Consider the following 17,155-nt stretch of genomic DNA (forward strand, 5'->3'; position numbering starts at 1 on the left):
ATTATCCTCCTAAGAAAGAGCTTCTTACTCTTGGATCGTCTAACAATTCTTTTCCAGTTCCTGAATAACGATTTTCCCCAGTAACTAACACATAGCCTCTATCAGATATGCTTAAGGCTTGTTTTGCATTTTGCTCTACCATTAAAATAGCTACGTTCGTTCTTTTAACTTTTACAATATGATCGAATAATTCATCCATAACAATTGGTGATACACCAGCAGTTGGTTCATCTAACATTAAAACACTAGGTTTAATCATTAAAGCTCGACCAAGAGCAACTTGTTGTCTTTGTCCGCCTGAAAGTTCTCCAACCATTTGATTTCTTTTCTCTTTTAAAATTGGAAACAATTCATAGATTTCTTCAATAATGTTCTGAATTTCATCCTTCATAAGAAATGCTCCCATTTCTAAATTTTCTTCAACAGTCATGCCTGCAAAAACATTTTTTGTTTGAGGCACGAAAGAAATACCCTCTTTAACTCTATCTTGTGGTGATAATTTCGAAATATCTTTTCCATCAATCATTACTGATCCAGATTTTAAATTTAATAAACCCAACATTGCTTTCATAGCAGTTGATTTACCAGCTCCATTAGGACCTAAAATAGAAACTATTTCTCCTTTATTTACATTTACAGAACACGAACTAATAATATCTGGACCATTTCCATAACCACCTGTCATTTTTATTCCTTCAAAGTAAGCCATTAGTTTGTATCCTTTAATTTTGATCCTCTTCCAAGATAACTTTCTATTACTTTTTCATCTTTTTTTGCTTCTTCAACTGTTCCTTCAAACAAAACCGAACCTTCAGCCATTACAATCACTGGGTCACATAATCTTCCAATAAAATCCATATCATGTTCAATCATACAAAAAGTGTAACCTTTTTCTTTATTTAACTTTTCTATTGCAGTTCCAAGGTCTTTTAACAAAGTTCTATTAACTCCAGCCCCTACTTCATCTAATAGTACTAATTTTGCATCTACCATCATTGTTCTTCCAAGTTCTAATAATTTCTTTTGTCCACCTGAAAGATTTCCCGCAAGTTCATTAGAAAGATGTCCAAGATTTAAAAATTCAACAACTTCCTTGGCTTTTTCTTTAATTACAGCTTCTTCTTGCGCAACTAAACCTGGTTTAAACAATGCTGTCATTATTTTTTCCCCAGATTGGTTTCCTGGAACCATCATTAAGTTTTCTAAAACGGATAAATTTGAAAACTCATGTGCAATCTGAAATGTTCTTAACAATCCTTTAGAAAATAACTCATAAGATGGCATATCTGTAATATTTTCATCATCAAAAGTAACAATTCCTCCTGAAGATTTTAAGTTTCCTGCAATCAAATTAAATAAAGTTGTTTTGCCAGATCCATTAGGTCCAATGATACCTGTGATTGTTCCTCTTTTTACTTTAATTGAACAATCTGAAACAGCAGCTAATCCACCAAAATATTTAGTTAAATTATTAATCTCTAAAATATTTTCAGACATTCAATTTATTTACTTAATCTTTTGTGAATACTATTTAAAGTTTTTTCTAGAGATTTATAAAATCCAGCTTTAGTTAATTCTTTAATACCCTGTTCATTCAATCCTTTGGGTGTTTGGGATTCTTTGACTAAATTTTTTAAATTATCTTTTGAATTTTCAAATGCATCTTCAGATAAAGCTAAAAATAAAGAAGTAATATATTTTTGAGCATTATTCCTTTTTACTCCTCTTTTTACTAACCAATCAGTCATCACTCTCAATATCTCATAAAAGGGTGCCATCATTCCTGATGTTGACCAGAAGTTAATAGATGATTTTTCATTTTTAATTTCTACGGTTGTTCCGAGTTGATCAAAAAATTTTCTTACTTTTGAATTTGGTGGACAAATAGGCACTGGCCCTTTTTTTAAAGATATAGGTGGTAGGGGTATTGCTCTTACAATTTTTGCTTTTACTTTTACTGCTTTTTTTAATTCTGATAAAGTTATCGTTGAAATAAAACTAATTAACGTTTGACTTGATTTAAACTTTAATTCTTTAATTATTTTTTTTCCAACTGATGGTGTAACTGACAAAAATACCCAATCACATTTATCTATAATTTCTTGATTTTTTTTTAAAACTAAAACTTTATTGTATATTTTTTTTAATTTTTGAGAATTTTTCTTATTTCTTTCTGAGATATAGATTTTCTTGAAAGAAATATTTGATTTAAATATACCTTTAATAACAGCTATTGCAATTGTCCCTGTTCCAATAAAACCTAAATTCATAACTTTAATTATATGATATTTTTACCATCAAGTGTTTAAATTTAGATTAAAAAAAAACCCCCTACCAGAGGGGGTTTTTTTAAATTTCTAGTTAATTAGTAGTTTAGATATACTTAAAACTTCATCCCTACTGATACAGTTCCCATAACAGAACCTAATTCAGCTGTGATTTTGTTTTTTTGACCAGTTGAAGCTCCTGCTTCACTACCACTTGCGCTTATATCTTCCCACATTTGCATTGTACCTTCTGCTCTCCAGAAGGCCATATCACCTAGTGATCCTTCGACACCACCACCAATTTGTGTACCAGTTAAATCAATATCTTCATATTTTGAACCAGTAGCTAAACTTTCTGAAGTGATTAAAGTTGCTTGGATATAACCAGCTTTAACATATGCGCCTGTATCTCCAATTGGCATTGTTAAATATATGCTAGCTAAATCTGAAACTTTACCATTAAGTACTTGGTCACCAGAGTCATTTACAGAACTATCTCCTGTTCCGTAAACATTTTGAATAGTTCTAGTTTCTTTTTCAAGATCTACTACTTCTGGAGCGTAAGAAATACCTATTCCTAATCCCATAATTTCTTCACTTGAAACCTCTACGAATGCAGAAGCAAAAGAAGTAGCTAATACAGCTTCCTCATTAGTGATACGATTGCTGTCTTTAAGCGTTTCTTTAGCATTTGCGTAAGCAGCCATTCCGTTAGCAGATACACCGGCCTTAAATTCTACTGAATTTGCGCTTGTAACTGATAACATCAATAAAGCACCTACTGCAGCTAATATTGTGTTTAGTTTTTTCATATTCGAATCCTTATATATAAGTTAATGGCGTTTAATAACATGTTATGAGAATAAATATGTCATAAAAATAGCTAGTTTACATCATTTATTTAAAGTATTGCAAAAATACAACACTCTATATTGTTCTCATTTTCAAGTTAATTTTGGCTAAATTTTCCCCTAATTCTAAGCAATTCTCTCAATAAGTTTTGATTTTCAACAAATGGTTGTCTTCCATGAAGCCAAAAATAATTGTTAGCAATAATCGAGTATCCAACAGGTAATTTTGTAATAATTTTATTTTTACTTTCCTCTAGCGTGTCTGATAGTTTCTGCAGAAAAATTCCTTGTTCCATATTTTTAGGCTCAGGAAATTGATCAATGTAAGAAATTATAGGTTTTCCATTTTCATCAGAAGAAAAAACTGGATGTTCTACTTTGTACTCAACATTCTTACTTTTTGGTGATCCCCAAGTAAAGTTTTGTCTACCGATTGGATCATTGTATAATTCATGACAATGTTCCCAATCATCAAGATGCAACATAGCTGTCGCCCCACCTTGCACGTTTTGCTCGTCAATTTTAGTCATCAATAGCCAATCAGTAACTTCTTTAACATATGTTCCATCAGTATGAAGATCCATATTTCTATATGCTTTTCTTAAATACGAGTCGCTACTATCTTCGTGTTTCACAACAAATCTTGCATAATATTTTCCTGTCATATTATCATGATTAGGAATTCCAATTAAATGTGAAACTGCAGTAGAGAATTTTACTAAAAAATCAGCATTTATATTTGAAGAAATGTTTTTTGGACCAATTATTAAACATCCTTTAGATCTATCTCTAATTATAGAATTTATTAACTTACTAAGCTTATTATCAGTCAAATCATCTAAACTTTTTGCGATAGTAAATCGAGTAAAAGGTTTTAGTTCTAAAGCAGTTATGTCAAATTTATTAAAAGGAAAAATTAATTTTTCAATTATTTCATTATTTAATCTAATATTTAAAATTCTTTTTGATTTTTCGTGCTCCTGTACATCTACACCAGATATTTTTTCCATAATAAATAATAACCAAATTAGTCAATTAATCAATTTTATTAAAAAAAACCTGCTAATACAGCCATACAGACTGCAGAAAAAATTGTTGGATATACATAGTTTCTTTTTGAAACAAAAAAAACTCCTAGAGACAATATAACAACAGTAAGTCTTATTAAATATCCAGCTTCATTTAAAACTCCTACAGGAAAAATAATTGTTCTTGCTATCAAAGCAGCTAAAGTTGCATAAGCTAAACAATTAAACCATTTAAAAATTTTTGAAGTTTCTTTTATTCCTTGAGAACTTACAGCTCCAAGAAATCTTGATAAAAAAGTTGCAAGCGAAGTAACCAAAATTGCATAAACTATACTAACTGACATTTATTTCTCCAATTAGATAAGCTGCTGTTCCACCTACTACACCACCAAATAGAATCGACCACTCTGGTGAAAAAAAATAAAAAATTGGTCCCAATATAGCCCCCAACAAAACTGATAATGTAATTTGGATTGTTTTAGACGCTCCAACCATCATGCACAAAAAATAAATAGGATTTAAAATTGCTAAACCCATCATTATTTCTTTATTGAGAAACTCTGAAAAATAAAAACCGATAAAAGTACCTAAGACAGCAACACTCCAAGTGGCACTTCCTATTCCTATCCAATAATCAATTCTTTGTTCTTTAGGGATTGATTTGTAATTACTTTTCATAATCAACCAAGCGGATACAGCTATAAAATGACATGAAAAGTAATATTTCCATTTTGGTTGATTTTTATGCATCATTAGTGGAAATAAAGAGACAGCCATTGGATATAAACGAGCATTTACAAACCAAACTGCTAAAAAAATATTTAACAGTGATGCCCCAACTAATAAAGACTCAGCCATAACTAAGGATCCTGGCAAGGCATAAGTCAACATTGTTGAAAAAATACTTTCCTGAATATTAAATCCTAAATTTTTAAGAAGTGCACCAATTGCAATAAAACAGCAGCCTAAAGCAATTGCAGGACTATCGTGAGCTAAAATTGATTTATATCCTTTAAAGAAAATTTTTTTATTAATCATTAACCACCAAGAAATAGTCTACCAACATCTGGGTTTTGTAACAACTCGTCCCCTTTGCCGGCTATTGCAGTTTGTCCTGATACCAAAACGTATCCTATGTCTGCAAATTCTAGACCTTTTTTGGCATTTTGCTCAACTAGAATTATAGTTTTCTTTTCATTTTGCTGAAGATCTCTTAAAATTTCAAAAACCATATCAATATATCTAGGTTCTAAACCAATTGAAGGTTCGTCAACCAATAATACAGATGGTTTCATAACTAAAGCTCTAGATATTTCTAATAATCTTCTTTCACCACCAGATAATACTTTTGCAGGTTGGTTTCTTCTATTTCTTAATCTCTCATATTTTTCTAAAATTCTTTCTGCTTCATGAAATGATTCCTCTGTTTTATCTTTAATATACCCGCCCATTAATAAATTTTCCTCAACTGTCATGTCTGGAAAAACTGAATTATCTTGTAAAATATATGCTATACCAACTGACTTTAATTTTTCAGCAGGTGTTAGATTAGTAATTTCTTTTCCATCTATTTCTATTTGACCTGAAAAAATATTTGTAAAACCATAAATTGAATGAAGTATTGTAGATTTACCTGCTCCATTTGGACCAATCAAACATAATGATTGTGCTTTATTTACAAATAGATCAAAGTTATGCAAAATTTCCATTTTTCCATAACCGGCACTTAAATTTTTAATTGTTAAATGAATTTCTTTTGGAGACAGTTTTTTTAAATCTTCTGGCGTTGGAGCTTTACCTAAAACTTCATATTGATTTGACATTATTGAGCTCCTAAATAAGCATCGATAACACGCTTATCATTTTTAATTTCATCTGGTGAACCATTAGCTAACATTTTACCGTGAGCTAAACAAAATATATTCTCTGCTAATTGCATTATTACTCTCATGTTATGCTCAATAACTAAAAGAGTAATTCCAAAGTCTTGATTTACTTTTATCAATCTATCAATAATTCCATTGATCAAAGTAGGATTAATTCCTGCAGTAGGCTCATCTAATAAAAGCATTTCTGGCTCATTCATTAATGCCATAGCAAGCTCAAGAAGCTTTTGTTGTCCAAAAGATAAATCTCCAGCTCTTAATTTTCTTTTTTGATATAGTCCAACAAAATTCAATAAATTTTCTGCTTTTTCACTTAATTCCTGCGGGATTTTTGAAAATAATTTTAATATGCTTTCATCGCTACCTTTATGACTGATAAGCATGTTATCTATACAATTTAATTTTCCATAAATTCTTGTTTGTTGAAAAGTTCTTAATAAACCAAGTTTAGCTATAACTGGTACTGGAAGCTCTGATACCTCCTTACCATTAAATTTAATTGATCCTTGATCAATAGGATACGTTCCAACAATAGAATTAAACAATGTTGTCTTTCCAGACCCATTTGGACCGATTAATCCAACTATTTTTCCTTTTTCAACAGACATAGAAATATCAACGTTAGCTTTTACTCCTCCAAAAGATTTACTGACATTATTTACTTCAAGAATACTCATTTTATTTCTACTTGTGCCTTTCGGTCCGCTTCATCAACTACTTCTCCAAATCTTTCTGGATATTTTTCTCTTAACCAACCCATCAATCCTTCTGGGAAATAAATAACAATTACTACAATTAAAACTCCTAAAGCTACATACTGCCAACCTAAGAAGAATGTCCAAAAACCTTCTTTAAATACATGGAATATAGTTGCGCCAATAACAGGTCCCCATAAAGTTCCTTTACCACCTAGTATTGCCATTAGAACCATAAACACTCCCATTTCTCGTCCATCAAATGCAACATCAGTTGAGTCTATGTATCCAACTAAACCACCCATAATACCACCTGCTAAACCACAGAAGAAAGCAGATATCATCCAACCAATAATTTTATATTTCATTGTTTCTATTCCCATTGCTTCCGCTTTATCCTCATTATCTCTGATTGCATTTAAGATTAACTTGAATCTAGTAGAGTAGATTGCTTTGACAGCAATAAAGGTAAGAATCAAAACTAAGAAACTTAAAAAATAGAAAAACTCTCCTCTAGCTTCTAATCCTCCTACATTGGGAAAAGGTGGAGTGGTAAAACCTTGTCCTGCTCCAATAATTTCAATTCCTCCAGATATTTCTCCCGCCGCTACACCCAATCCTAGAGTACAAATAGCAAAATAGTGACCTCTTAATCCTAAAATTGCATATCCAATTAAGCCAGCAACAATTGTTGGTACCACGGCAGCAACGACAAGTCCCATAGCCATACCTTGAAAAAATTGAGCTGGAGTATGAACGAAAGTTTTTTCACCACCACTTTCTGTCCATTCAGCTAATGGAAAAAACATCCCAACCTGGACTGAGGCGCACAAATACATGCCCAATCCATAAAACAAAATATTACCAAAAGTATTGTAACCCATCTCACCACCTTGAATATTCCAAGTAGTTGCTAGAACTATTAATATGCAAAGAATTGACAATTGAACTTTAAACGCTGGAAAAACAAAAGGAGCAGCTAACCCAAAAATTAGTATACCTATGTATAATATTAAATTATTTTTGTTCATATAAACTGTTAATTTTATCCCTGAAATTTTGATCTACTGTAAAATAATGACCATCCTCATCGTGAACACTTGATCCTGATGAATGATATTCATCTAAATGTTTTTTAAACTTGTCTATATCAACTTCAATTGATTTACCTTGATTATCATTAATTTTAACCTTTCTCATTTTAAGTACTCTCTTTTTCTAGAAAGTTTAAATCTTCTATAAACAAGGATTAAAACTAATAATAAAAATACTGAACCAATTCTAAATTCTGTACCCAATATATAATCTGCAAACTCCTCAAAAACTCCTAATCCCATTCCCGACATTGCAACACCAGGTAAGTTTCCTAATCCTGCAACAATCACGATCATGAAAGATCTAATTGTGTAAGGTAATCCCATATAAGGATGGATAGTAAATGTTATTGAAATTAATGCTCCTGCAACACCACAAAGAGCAGCATTTATTCCAAATGTTGCAGCATAAACCTTTTCTGTATCAACACCTAAAATTTTTGCAGCTCTCGCGTTTTGAGCTGTAGCTCTAATAGCTCGGCCAAGCTTAGATTTTTTCATGTAAATAACTAAACAAATAGCAAATACAATACTTATAAAAGCTGAAAATATTTTTGAATTAGGCAACACAACGTTGTTATCAAACAACATTGTTGTTCCATAACCAGAGTTGGCAAGAACAACATCTGCACCAAATGCAAAATTCATTAATTGCATGAAAAGAATACTTATTCCAAAAGTCGCTAAAATAGAGATAAATAGATCTCTATCTACCACTTTATTAATTACGAGTTTATAAATCGCTATACCAACAAAATACATTATAACTGGTGCAACAATTACTCCCCATGCTGGATGAATACCGTAGAGATACATAAAGTATGCAATGTATCCTCCTAAAATAACAAGGTCCCCTTGAGCAATGTTAATTATGTTCATTACACCCCATTGAAGTGCCATTCCATATGCAATCAATGCAAACAAAACACCTAACAAAATACCATCTAAGCAAGCTTGAAGAGTTATCATCGGGTATTGAAATACAAGAAAATCCATAAAAAGTATTTTTGGTTTATATAAAAAAAAGCCCCCTATGACTAGGGGGCCTTAATATTTTAATTTATCTTTCTGACCACTTAGGAATTGGATGTATCAACTTAGCAGAAGCCCATTTTAAAGGAGCAACAACTTTGTTTTCACATTTTCCTGAAGCATCACACATTACTTGGAATAGTACCATCGGCTTGTCAACGTTCTGACCACCAGGTGCAAATTTGATATTTCCATAGAATGTTTGCATGTTAGTAGCTGCAAGAGCATCTCTTACTTTCTTTTGATCGAAAGAATTTGCTCTTTCAAATGCATCTTTGAATACCAATAAAGCAGCTGAAGACTCAGCAGATTGGTAAGGTGGATCATATCCAAACTCTTTCTCAAAGTCTGCAGCATAAGTCATACCATCTTTAAAGAAATCATCTTTATAAGTTAGTGACTTGTGCCATTGAGAAGCACAAAGTGCATACTGTGAATTTTTACCATGCTGTTTAGATAATTTTGCAGCATCACAGTGTGTCATAGCTAACATTGGAACATCAACTTTCATTTCAGCAATTTGTCTGATAGCAGTTAAAGCACCTTTTGTATGACCTGAAACAACAAGTACATCTGGTTTCATTTGTTTTACTTTAACCAAAGTAGCAGCCATATCATTTAGCTCTTTAGGCAATTTATCGTCGATTATGATTTTAGAACCAGTTCTTTCTGCAGCATCTAAAATACCTAATCTAACGTCTTGTGAAAAAGCATCTTGTTCAAATGCTTGAGCAATTGTAACTGGTTTTCCACCATTTAACTCAACTGCAGTTTCGATAGCAACATCAAGATATAAGTTAGCTGGAGCTAATACAGCAAATAGATATTTGTAACCTTTTGTAAACAAAGATCTAGATGCACCATTTGCTTCAACCATTGGAACACCATATTTTTCAGTCACTGGCGCAATCGCTTTAGTTAAACCAGAACTGTAAGGGCCAAGCATAAACTCAACACCATCTTGTGAAATTAATCTTTCTGCAAGCTGTGCAGCTCTCTTAGGGTTTGATTCATCATCGTAATAAATAATGTCAAACTTATAAGTCTTTCCACCAACTTTAACACCACCCATGCTGTTAATTCTATCAACGGCCATGTTGTAACCATTTTGAGTATGAACACCATTAGATGAGTATTTACCCGTTAAGGAAATCGCAGCACCTAAAATAATTTTGTCACCAACTACTTTTGCAAAAGATGCAACCGAAGTTGAAAATAAAATTACTAATGCAGAAACAAAACTTAAAATTATTTTATTTAATCTCATTTTATTTCCTCTTTAATTAATTAATTATGTGATGATTTAATAAAGAAATTTTATTTTATGCAAGTGGCAATAAAGACCAGAAATGATTTAATATTGTTGAGTTATAACAATTATTCCAGCAATTATTACTAAAACACTCGCAGAAATTGTATTAATTGTTTTTGGATTTGCAGTGATCCACTTAATTAATTTCTGTGCAAGCAATGCATAACCAATCAAAGATAAAAAATCTAAAACAATGTAAGTTGTAATTAAAATTAAAAATTGTGCCAATAAATTTGAATTAAAGTCAATAAATTGAGGAAATATAAACGGAAAAAACATCCAAGCTTTAGGACTCGTTCCAGCCACCAAGAAACCATCTCGAAAGAATGATAAGTTACTTTTTTTTATTTCACCTTCACTTGAAATAGTTTTTGGACGTGATTTATAAATATCGTAAGCAAGATATAAAATATAAATTACTCCTATCCATTTAAATATATTTAATATTGTTGAGTTCTCAGAAAAAAAAGATCCTATTACAAAAATTACTAAAGTTGCCTGAATAAAATTTGCTGTTACATCACCTAATGCTGACCAAACACATTTTCCAACTCCATAATTCATTGAATACGAGATAATCACAACTCTAGGAGTTCCTGGTGTAATGAATAGAAAAATTATTATCTGAAGATAAAGAATGAAATCTAAGGGGAGCATAAAAAAAGATAGTCCTTAAAAACCGGGAGCTAAAGATGGCTAAGAAGGACTATCTAATACATAATATCAGAGGCTAAAAAAAATGCATTAATTTTTTTTTTCAAATATAAAGGATTTATGAAAAAAAAAGGTCACAGACCGGTTACTAGAATCAAAAACCCAGAGCCCAAAATGGACGATCCCGATTGGATCATTTGGGCAGCCTGGGCAGATAGGATCACTTTTGAGGAAATCGAAAAAAAAACAGGGAAGAAAGAATCTGATGTAATTAAAATTATGCGAACATCTCTAAAACCATCCTCTTTTAGATTGTGGAGAAAAAGAGTAAATCAAAAAAGTATAAAACACCGAAAAAAATTCGAGTACTCTAGAAAAGAAATCACTAGTAAAATTAAAAAAGGTGACTATTTATAACCTATGAAAAAAATTACGATGTATACAGGCCCACTATGTAATTATTGTGAGGCAGCAAAAAGATTATTAGCTAGAAATAATGCTCCCTATAATGAAATTGATATTTCAAAAGTAGATGGTGCAATGGATGAAATGATTAAAAAAGCTAATGGTAAAAGAACTATTCCACAAATTTTTTTTGATGACCAACATATTGGTGGTTATGATGAGGTTAGAGCTTTAGAAAAAGAAAATAAACTTCAAAATCTTTTAAATAATTAACTCCATTCCTCTAAAGCTAACTGTTTCTTTGCTAATAAACTTAAATCTTCTAACTTAACTCTTCCTTTATAATTTATTTCATAATCTTCAGCAGAAAAATCTGGTGGGCTTTTACCTTCTAGAAATTTTTTTGATTGTTTTATTGTATAATCAAGATTTTTTTTACAATAAGGTGTTGCACCAACATAAACAACATTAGAATAATTTTTTCCTGAATGTTTATCTTCAACAGCATGTATGACGTCTGGATGCCACCAAACAGTATCACCTGGTTTCATTTTTGGAATTGAAACTAAACCTTTTAAAAGTAATGAATGATAATCTTTATTTACAGATAATGCTCTACCAAGTTTTGATCCGCACAATTCATTTTCAGGAACATCATCTTGCAATGCTCTTGTTAAAACATATGTCATTGCTTTAGCAATTGGTATTAATTGTAAGGTTCCATCGTTAGGACCTTGTTCTGTTAAAGCTGTCCAACCTTGAAAAGTTCTAAAAACATGTGCAACTGCAGGAGACTCAAACTCTATTGTTTTATCTCTGTATTTTGCTTCAAATGGATTATATTTTTCAAAGTTGTCAGAAAATATATCTCTATAAATTTTTTGATAATGACTATCAGTCCATCTTTCAATAGATCCAGCATCGCAATGAGGAGAAAGCCCCAAAGTATCATCACCTGGCTCTCTTCTTCTAACTCTATCTGCATAAGATAATTCTTTATTAGGATCAAAAACCTCATATTCTACATTTTTATAAACCCAAAGATTATTAAGCCATTTTTTTACTTTAGCCATTTGCTCTGAATGTCTAATTTCTATTTGTGCTTTGGACCAATAAAGGCCGAATATTTGGGGTTTGCCTGATTTAAGATCGCTAAAATATTTATCTAGATCAGCTTTCTTCTTTTGATCTTCATAATAATTATTTTCGTCAATATAATTCTCTAATTGAAGATTTAAATTTTCAATAAATTTGTCTTCAAAAACATCTCGGATTATTACACATCCTCTTTTTTTTATATCTTCTATTACTTTTGTTTTGTCTTGATCTATTTCATTAATACTAATTTCTGGAATTATGGATTTATTTTTTTTTTTGAAATTTAATATTTCTTGTATTTCAGCTTCTATAAACTTTTCAATTTTAACGAAATTTTCTCTGTAATTTTTTGAGTGATTTCTGAGTTCTTCTTTAACTTTTTTAATATCAATATTTTCGAACATTATATTTAGCTCTTAGGTTTAAAGACTAAACATACTCCATTATTACAAAATCGCTTTCCTGTAGGTTTGGGCCCATCATCAAATATATGACCCTGATGACCTCCACATTTTTTACAATGATATTCAGTTCTTGCATAACCTAAATGGTGATCTGTTTTTGTTTCAAACACATCTGGTAGAGACTCATAAAAAGAAGGCCAACCAGAACCACTCTCATATTTTGTTTTTGAATCAAATAATTTTTCTCCACAATTTACACAATGAAAACTTCCTTCTCTTTTTTCATGATTAAGTTCACTAGAACCTGGAAGCTCTGTTCCTTCTTCAAATAAGATTAATTTTTGCTCTGCTGATAAATTTGGATTTATTTTTTTTGTCATGAACCTATATATTTAGCACAAGATTGATGTAACATTGAATGTAATTCAACAAGTTTATTGAAATCCTTATTGTAACCTCCGCCCAAAACCCCACAAAATGGTATTCGTCTTGAAAAAAAGTTTTCTACCACAAGCTCATCCCTTAATTGAATACCCTCGTCAGAGATTTTTAATTTTCCTAATCTGTCATTAAAATGAATATCTACGCCAGCAATATAAAAAACAAAATCAAAATTTTCTTGATTTAACTGTTTTAAATAATGTTTGAGAGTCTTTATATAAGCTTCATCCTCTAAATTATCCTCAAGTTCTACATCTAAATTGCTATTTGATTTTTTTGCTGGATAATTGGTTTTTGAATGCATGCTAAATGTAAAAACACTTCTATTATCTTTAAAAATTTCTGAATTTCCATTTCCTTGATGAACATCTAAATCAACGATTAAAATTTTATTAGCTAGACCTCTATTAAGTAAATAATGTGATGCAACTGCAACATCATTAAATACACAATAACCTGCTCCTCCGTCATAACTTGCATGGTGACTCCCACCTGCGGTATTACATGAGATGCCATAATTTATTGCAAGTTTAGATGCTAGCACAGTTCCACCTGTAGCAACTAAAGATCTTTGTACAACACTATCTACAAGAGGAAATCCAATTTTTTTTACTCTCTCTTTACTTAAAGTTTTGTTTTGAATATCAAAAATATAATTTTTGGAATGTGCATAACTTAATGTTTCAAATGAACATGCTGAAGGTTTATGAAATTTTTTTACTATTTTATTTTGGATTAAGTAGTTTGCTAATTCTCCAAATTTATTAATAGGAAATTTATGATCATCACCAATTTTAGCAAAATAATCCTCATGATTAACGACAGGTAGCTCCATTTTTTACTCTAAAACTCTGATAGGCTTTCCATTTACACAAGCCTCTAATCCTTCGATCATTTGATTATAAAAAATACTATAATTTTCAGCTGTAACATAACCAATGTGTGGAGTAAGCAATGCATTTGGTAAAAATCTAAGCTTATTATTTTCAGGTAAAGGCTCTTTTTCATATACATCAATTCCTGCACCAGCAATTACATTGGTTGATAAAGCAATAATTAAATCATCCTCATTTACAATAGGCCCACGAGATGTGTTTATCAAAAAAGCTGTTTTTTTCATTTTATCTAATTCTTTTAAAGTAATACAGTCTTTATATCTTTCACCTCCTTGAACATGAATTGAAAGAACATCGGAATTTGTAATTAAATCTTCTTTACTGCAAGGTAGCACATCTAATTCTTTACACTTATCTAAGTTAAGATTTTCACTCCAAGCCATTACTTGCATACCAAAAGCTTTTCCGATTTTAGCGACTTCACTGCCTACCCTGCCTAATCCAATTAAACCTAAAATTTTTCCTTTTAGTTCTACACCAATAGTAGTTTGCCAATATCCTTGATACATATTATCAAACTCTTCTTTAAAGTTTCTTGCCAAGCCAAGAATTAATGCCCAAGTTAACTCAGGCGTTGGGTTGATATTTATATCTGTTCCACAAACTATAATTTTTCTTTTCTTAGCAGCCTCTAAATCGATAGATCTATTACGTAATCCACTTGTGATTACAAATTTCAAATCATTTAAATTATCAATTAAATTTTTTGTAATTGGAGTTCTTTCTCTCATTATTAACAAAGCTTCAAAATCAGCTAGTTGATCAATTGCATCTGCTTCATCTAAAAAAGGTTCGCTAAAAATCTTAAATTCATATTTTCCAGATAGTTTTTCTAAATCTACAAATTGTTGAGCAACATTTTGATAATCATCTAATATAGCGACTTTAAGCATTTTTAACTTTCTTATTTGATAACAATATTCCTGTAATAATAAAACAAGCGCCTAAAATATGATAAAACATAAATTTTTCACTAAAAAAAATCATCGCCATTATTGCACTCAAAATTGGCATTAAGTGTAAAAAAACTCCCGATCGATTTGCACCAATCATAGATATTCCTTTTATCCATAAAATAAAAGATGCTAAACCTGGAAACAGAACTACATAAGATAGAATTAAAATAAATGGCAATTCCAAATTAATTCTAAATCCAATTTGATATTCAATAAAATAAACTGGTATCAAAAATATTAAACCAAAAGTAATTACTACTTGAAGTAATGATATTTGAGTTAATTCATATTTTTTTCCTTTTAATAATGTAGAATATAAAGCCCATGAGAACATTGCTATAACCATAGTTATGTCCCCTTTGTTAAAATCTAAATTTTTTAATATCTCTATATTTGCCTTTGTTATAATCATAATTACACCTACAAAAGAAAATACTACCCCTATAATTTGAAAAATATTTGTCTTTTCAATTTTTAAAATTGAAGAAAATAACATGATCATCACAGGTATCGTTGAAATCATTAAAACTCCACTAATCACCTGAGTAAAATTTAATGAGTAATAAACAATTGAATTAAATATTGTAATACTAGTAATTCCCAAAACAATGAAAAGCTTATAGTTTTTAATTATATAATTTCTTTTCTCTAATATTTCAGGAATTGTAAAAGGTGCTAAAATCAACCAAGCGAAAAGCCATCGGTAAAAATTTAGTGAAAAAGGTGGAACTTCATAAAAACTTGCAAGTTTACCTACTACAAAATTTCCTGCCCAGAAAGTTACTGTTAAAAATAGATATAAATAAGCTAAAAAATTATTATCTTTAGTCACTTAACTAAATCTAAGCGAACTATAAGGTTTTAAATCTAAATTTGTATTTTCGTTCGCTATCATCCCTGAAACAATCTTTCCAGAAATTGGACCTAAAGTCCATCCTAAATGATGATGCCCAAAACAATAATAAATATTTTTATAATTTTTTGATGGTCCCATAACAGGTAAAAAATCTGGTAAAGTTGGTCTAAATCCTAGCCACTCATCCTCATGTTCAGGTAAATCACCAAGCATATATTTTGCATTATTTATCAAATTTTTTACTCTTGATTTGGATAATGGATTATCTAATCCACCAAATTCTACAGTTCCAACAACTCTTAAACCTTGTTCCATCGGTGTAATTCCAAATCCACGGTTGGAAAATATTACAGGTCTAGTTAATAAATGATCACAATTTTTAAAATGAACATGATATCCACGCTCTGTATCTAACGGAATTCTTTCACCAAGATTATCTGTTAATTTTTTTGAAAAAGCTCCACAAGCTATTACTGCTTTATCAAAAACATAACTTTGAGTTTCAGTTTTAAAAACTGGTTTTTCTTCATCAAAATTAATATCTTTAACATTTACTTTGTTAAATTTTCCACCTTTTTGCAAAAATAAATCAAATAATTTTAAAAGAATTTTTTTTGGATTTCTTGCATGTCTTGCATAAGGATAATATACGCCAGCATGGTAAAATGGTTTGATGTGTGGTTCAAGATCGTGTATTTCGGCTTTGGTAACTAATTGTTGTTCAACACCTAATTCATCTCTTACTTTAATTTCTAATTCTCTACTTTTTAAATCTTTATCGTTCCATATATAAAGAATTCCTTTGTTTTCAACCAAACCTTCTAAATCTATCTCTTCAAATAATTCATCATAAGCAGGTAAAGCTAAATCTAAAATTTGATGCATATTTTTAGCAGTATGCATCATCTTAGATTTGGTAGTATTCATTATAAATTTTATAAACCATGGAATCATTTTAGGTACATAATTCCATTTTAAAGCAAGTGGACCTGAAGAACTAAGCAACATAGCGGGCACATCTGCTAAAACATCAGTTCTGTTTAAAGAAAGAGACGCATAAGGCGAAAAGTGACCTGCATTACCATAAGAAGCTACATGACTACCTGGGTTCTCTCTGTCAAAGATAGTTACATTGAAACCTTTTTTTTGAAGAAACAAAGCATTAGATACACCTTGAATTCCTGCTCCAACTATTCCTACTTTAAGTTTTTTATTCATGAAATTGTTATACAAGTAAAAATTAATTGATCAGAGTGACAAATTATGCAAATTTCAATTTT

General features: G+C 30.6%; 22 protein-coding genes. 2 read left to right on the plus strand and 20 right to left on the minus strand.

The genetic code is table 11. From position 1 onward, the window contains the following. Window position 1: 1 nt before the first annotated feature. From AMN81_RS03200 to AMN81_RS03265, 14 genes are all read right to left on the minus strand, one after another. Window positions 2-709, minus strand: a complete 708-nt coding sequence (locus AMN81_RS03200; protein ID WP_072090678.1) for an ABC transporter ATP-binding protein — start codon at window positions 707-709, stop codon at window positions 2-4. After that, window positions 709-1,497 (minus strand): ABC transporter ATP-binding protein, encoded by a 789-nt coding sequence (locus tag AMN81_RS03205; RefSeq protein WP_080986905.1) that lies wholly within the window; start codon window positions 1,495-1,497, stop codon window positions 709-711. Before AMN81_RS03205 ends, AMN81_RS03200 begins: the two co-directional genes overlap by 1 nt. Before the next feature lie 5 nt (window positions 1,498-1,502). Then, window positions 1,503-2,270: a pyrroline-5-carboxylate reductase gene (locus AMN81_RS03210; RefSeq protein ID WP_072090679.1), complete on the minus strand. Its 768-nt coding sequence runs from the start codon at window positions 2,268-2,270 to the stop codon at window positions 1,503-1,505. A gap of 113 nt (window positions 2,271-2,383) precedes the next feature. Further along, the gene (locus tag AMN81_RS03215; RefSeq protein ID WP_072090680.1) at window positions 2,384-3,079 is read right to left on the minus strand and encodes a hypothetical protein; all 696 of its coding nucleotides are present in this window, start codon (window positions 3,077-3,079) and stop codon (window positions 2,384-2,386) included. 137 nt (window positions 3,080-3,216) lie between these two features. Further along, entirely contained in the window at window positions 3,217-4,128 is a 912-nt protein-coding gene (glaH, locus tag AMN81_RS03220; RefSeq protein WP_072090681.1) for a glutarate dioxygenase GlaH, read from the minus strand. Between the two features lie 38 nt (window positions 4,129-4,166). Then, a complete protein-coding gene (locus AMN81_RS03225; RefSeq protein WP_072090682.1) occupies window positions 4,167-4,490 on the minus strand; it encodes an AzlD domain-containing protein in 324 nt (107 codons plus the stop codon). Further along, window positions 4,480-5,184, minus strand: coding sequence for an AzlC family ABC transporter permease (locus AMN81_RS03230; RefSeq protein WP_072090683.1), 705 nt, complete (start codon window positions 5,182-5,184; stop codon window positions 4,480-4,482). The genes AMN81_RS03225 and AMN81_RS03230 overlap by 11 nt, the downstream gene beginning before the upstream one ends. Beyond that, a complete protein-coding gene (locus AMN81_RS03235; RefSeq protein ID WP_072090684.1) occupies window positions 5,184-5,969 on the minus strand; it encodes an ABC transporter ATP-binding protein in 786 nt (261 codons plus the stop codon). Before AMN81_RS03235 ends, AMN81_RS03230 begins: the two co-directional genes overlap by 1 nt. Then, on the minus strand, window positions 5,969-6,709 hold the full coding sequence (locus AMN81_RS03240) for an ABC transporter ATP-binding protein (RefSeq protein WP_072090685.1): 741 nt from the start codon (window positions 6,707-6,709) through the stop codon (window positions 5,969-5,971). The genes AMN81_RS03235 and AMN81_RS03240 overlap by 1 nt, the downstream gene beginning before the upstream one ends. Further along, window positions 6,706-7,758, minus strand: coding sequence for a branched-chain amino acid ABC transporter permease (locus tag AMN81_RS03245; RefSeq protein WP_072090686.1), 1,053 nt, complete (start codon window positions 7,756-7,758; stop codon window positions 6,706-6,708). The genes AMN81_RS03240 and AMN81_RS03245 overlap by 4 nt, the downstream gene beginning before the upstream one ends. Beyond that, on the minus strand, window positions 7,745-7,927 hold the full coding sequence (locus tag AMN81_RS03250) for a hypothetical protein (protein WP_072090687.1): 183 nt from the start codon (window positions 7,925-7,927) through the stop codon (window positions 7,745-7,747). The genes AMN81_RS03245 and AMN81_RS03250 overlap by 14 nt, the downstream gene beginning before the upstream one ends. After that, on the minus strand, window positions 7,924-8,817 hold the full coding sequence (locus AMN81_RS03255) for a branched-chain amino acid ABC transporter permease (RefSeq protein WP_072090688.1): 894 nt from the start codon (window positions 8,815-8,817) through the stop codon (window positions 7,924-7,926). Before AMN81_RS03255 ends, AMN81_RS03250 begins: the two co-directional genes overlap by 4 nt. 64 nt (window positions 8,818-8,881) lie before the next feature. Continuing rightward, window positions 8,882-10,120 carry an amino acid ABC transporter substrate-binding protein gene (locus AMN81_RS03260; RefSeq protein WP_072090689.1) on the minus strand — a complete coding sequence of 413 codons (1,239 nt, stop codon included), beginning with the start codon at window positions 10,118-10,120 and terminating at the stop codon, window positions 8,882-8,884. An 87-nt stretch (window positions 10,121-10,207) separates the two neighbouring features. After that, complete coding sequence (locus AMN81_RS03265; RefSeq protein WP_072090690.1) at window positions 10,208-10,822, minus strand: LysE family translocator; 615 nt, start codon at window positions 10,820-10,822, stop codon at window positions 10,208-10,210. Between the two features lie 117 nt (window positions 10,823-10,939). Here AMN81_RS03265 and AMN81_RS03270 point away from each other — a divergent pair, with 117 nt between their 5' ends. Further along, window positions 10,940-11,236 (plus strand): TIGR03643 family protein, encoded by a 297-nt coding sequence (locus AMN81_RS03270; protein ID WP_072090691.1) that lies wholly within the window; start codon window positions 10,940-10,942, stop codon window positions 11,234-11,236. 3 nt (window positions 11,237-11,239) lie between these two features. Beyond that, window positions 11,240-11,497 (plus strand): glutaredoxin 3, encoded by a 258-nt coding sequence (grxC, locus tag AMN81_RS03275; RefSeq protein WP_072090692.1) that lies wholly within the window; start codon window positions 11,240-11,242, stop codon window positions 11,495-11,497. Here grxC and AMN81_RS03280 read toward each other — a convergent pair. From AMN81_RS03280 to AMN81_RS03305, 6 genes are read right to left on the minus strand one after another with little or no spacing between them, the layout of a single operon-like run. Then, window positions 11,494-12,726, minus strand: a complete 1,233-nt coding sequence (locus AMN81_RS03280) for a YbiU family protein (protein ID WP_072090693.1) — start codon at window positions 12,724-12,726, stop codon at window positions 11,494-11,496. The genes grxC and AMN81_RS03280 overlap by 4 nt on opposite strands. A 5-nt stretch (window positions 12,727-12,731) precedes the next feature. Then, window positions 12,732-13,106, minus strand: coding sequence for a peptide-methionine (R)-S-oxide reductase MsrB (gene msrB, locus AMN81_RS03285; RefSeq protein ID WP_072090694.1), 375 nt, complete (start codon window positions 13,104-13,106; stop codon window positions 12,732-12,734). After that, window positions 13,103-14,002 carry a histone deacetylase family protein gene (locus AMN81_RS03290; RefSeq protein ID WP_072090695.1) on the minus strand — a complete coding sequence of 300 codons (900 nt, stop codon included), beginning with the start codon at window positions 14,000-14,002 and terminating at the stop codon, window positions 13,103-13,105. The genes msrB and AMN81_RS03290 overlap by 4 nt, the downstream gene beginning before the upstream one ends. 3 nt (window positions 14,003-14,005) lie before the next feature. After that, window positions 14,006-14,956, minus strand: a complete 951-nt coding sequence (locus AMN81_RS03295; RefSeq protein WP_072090696.1) for a D-2-hydroxyacid dehydrogenase family protein — start codon at window positions 14,954-14,956, stop codon at window positions 14,006-14,008. Further along, on the minus strand, window positions 14,949-15,851 hold the full coding sequence (locus AMN81_RS03300; protein ID WP_072090697.1) for a DMT family transporter: 903 nt from the start codon (window positions 15,849-15,851) through the stop codon (window positions 14,949-14,951). Before AMN81_RS03300 ends, AMN81_RS03295 begins: the two co-directional genes overlap by 8 nt. After that, on the minus strand, window positions 15,852-17,093 hold the full coding sequence (locus AMN81_RS03305) for an NAD(P)/FAD-dependent oxidoreductase (protein ID WP_072090698.1): 1,242 nt from the start codon (window positions 17,091-17,093) through the stop codon (window positions 15,852-15,854). Window positions 17,094-17,155 lie beyond the last annotated feature (62 nt).

The sequence above is a fragment of the Candidatus Pelagibacter communis genome, from assembly GCF_001179845.1.
In the GTDB taxonomy this organism is placed as follows: domain Bacteria; phylum Pseudomonadota; class Alphaproteobacteria; order Pelagibacterales; family Pelagibacteraceae; genus Pelagibacter; species Pelagibacter ubique_Q.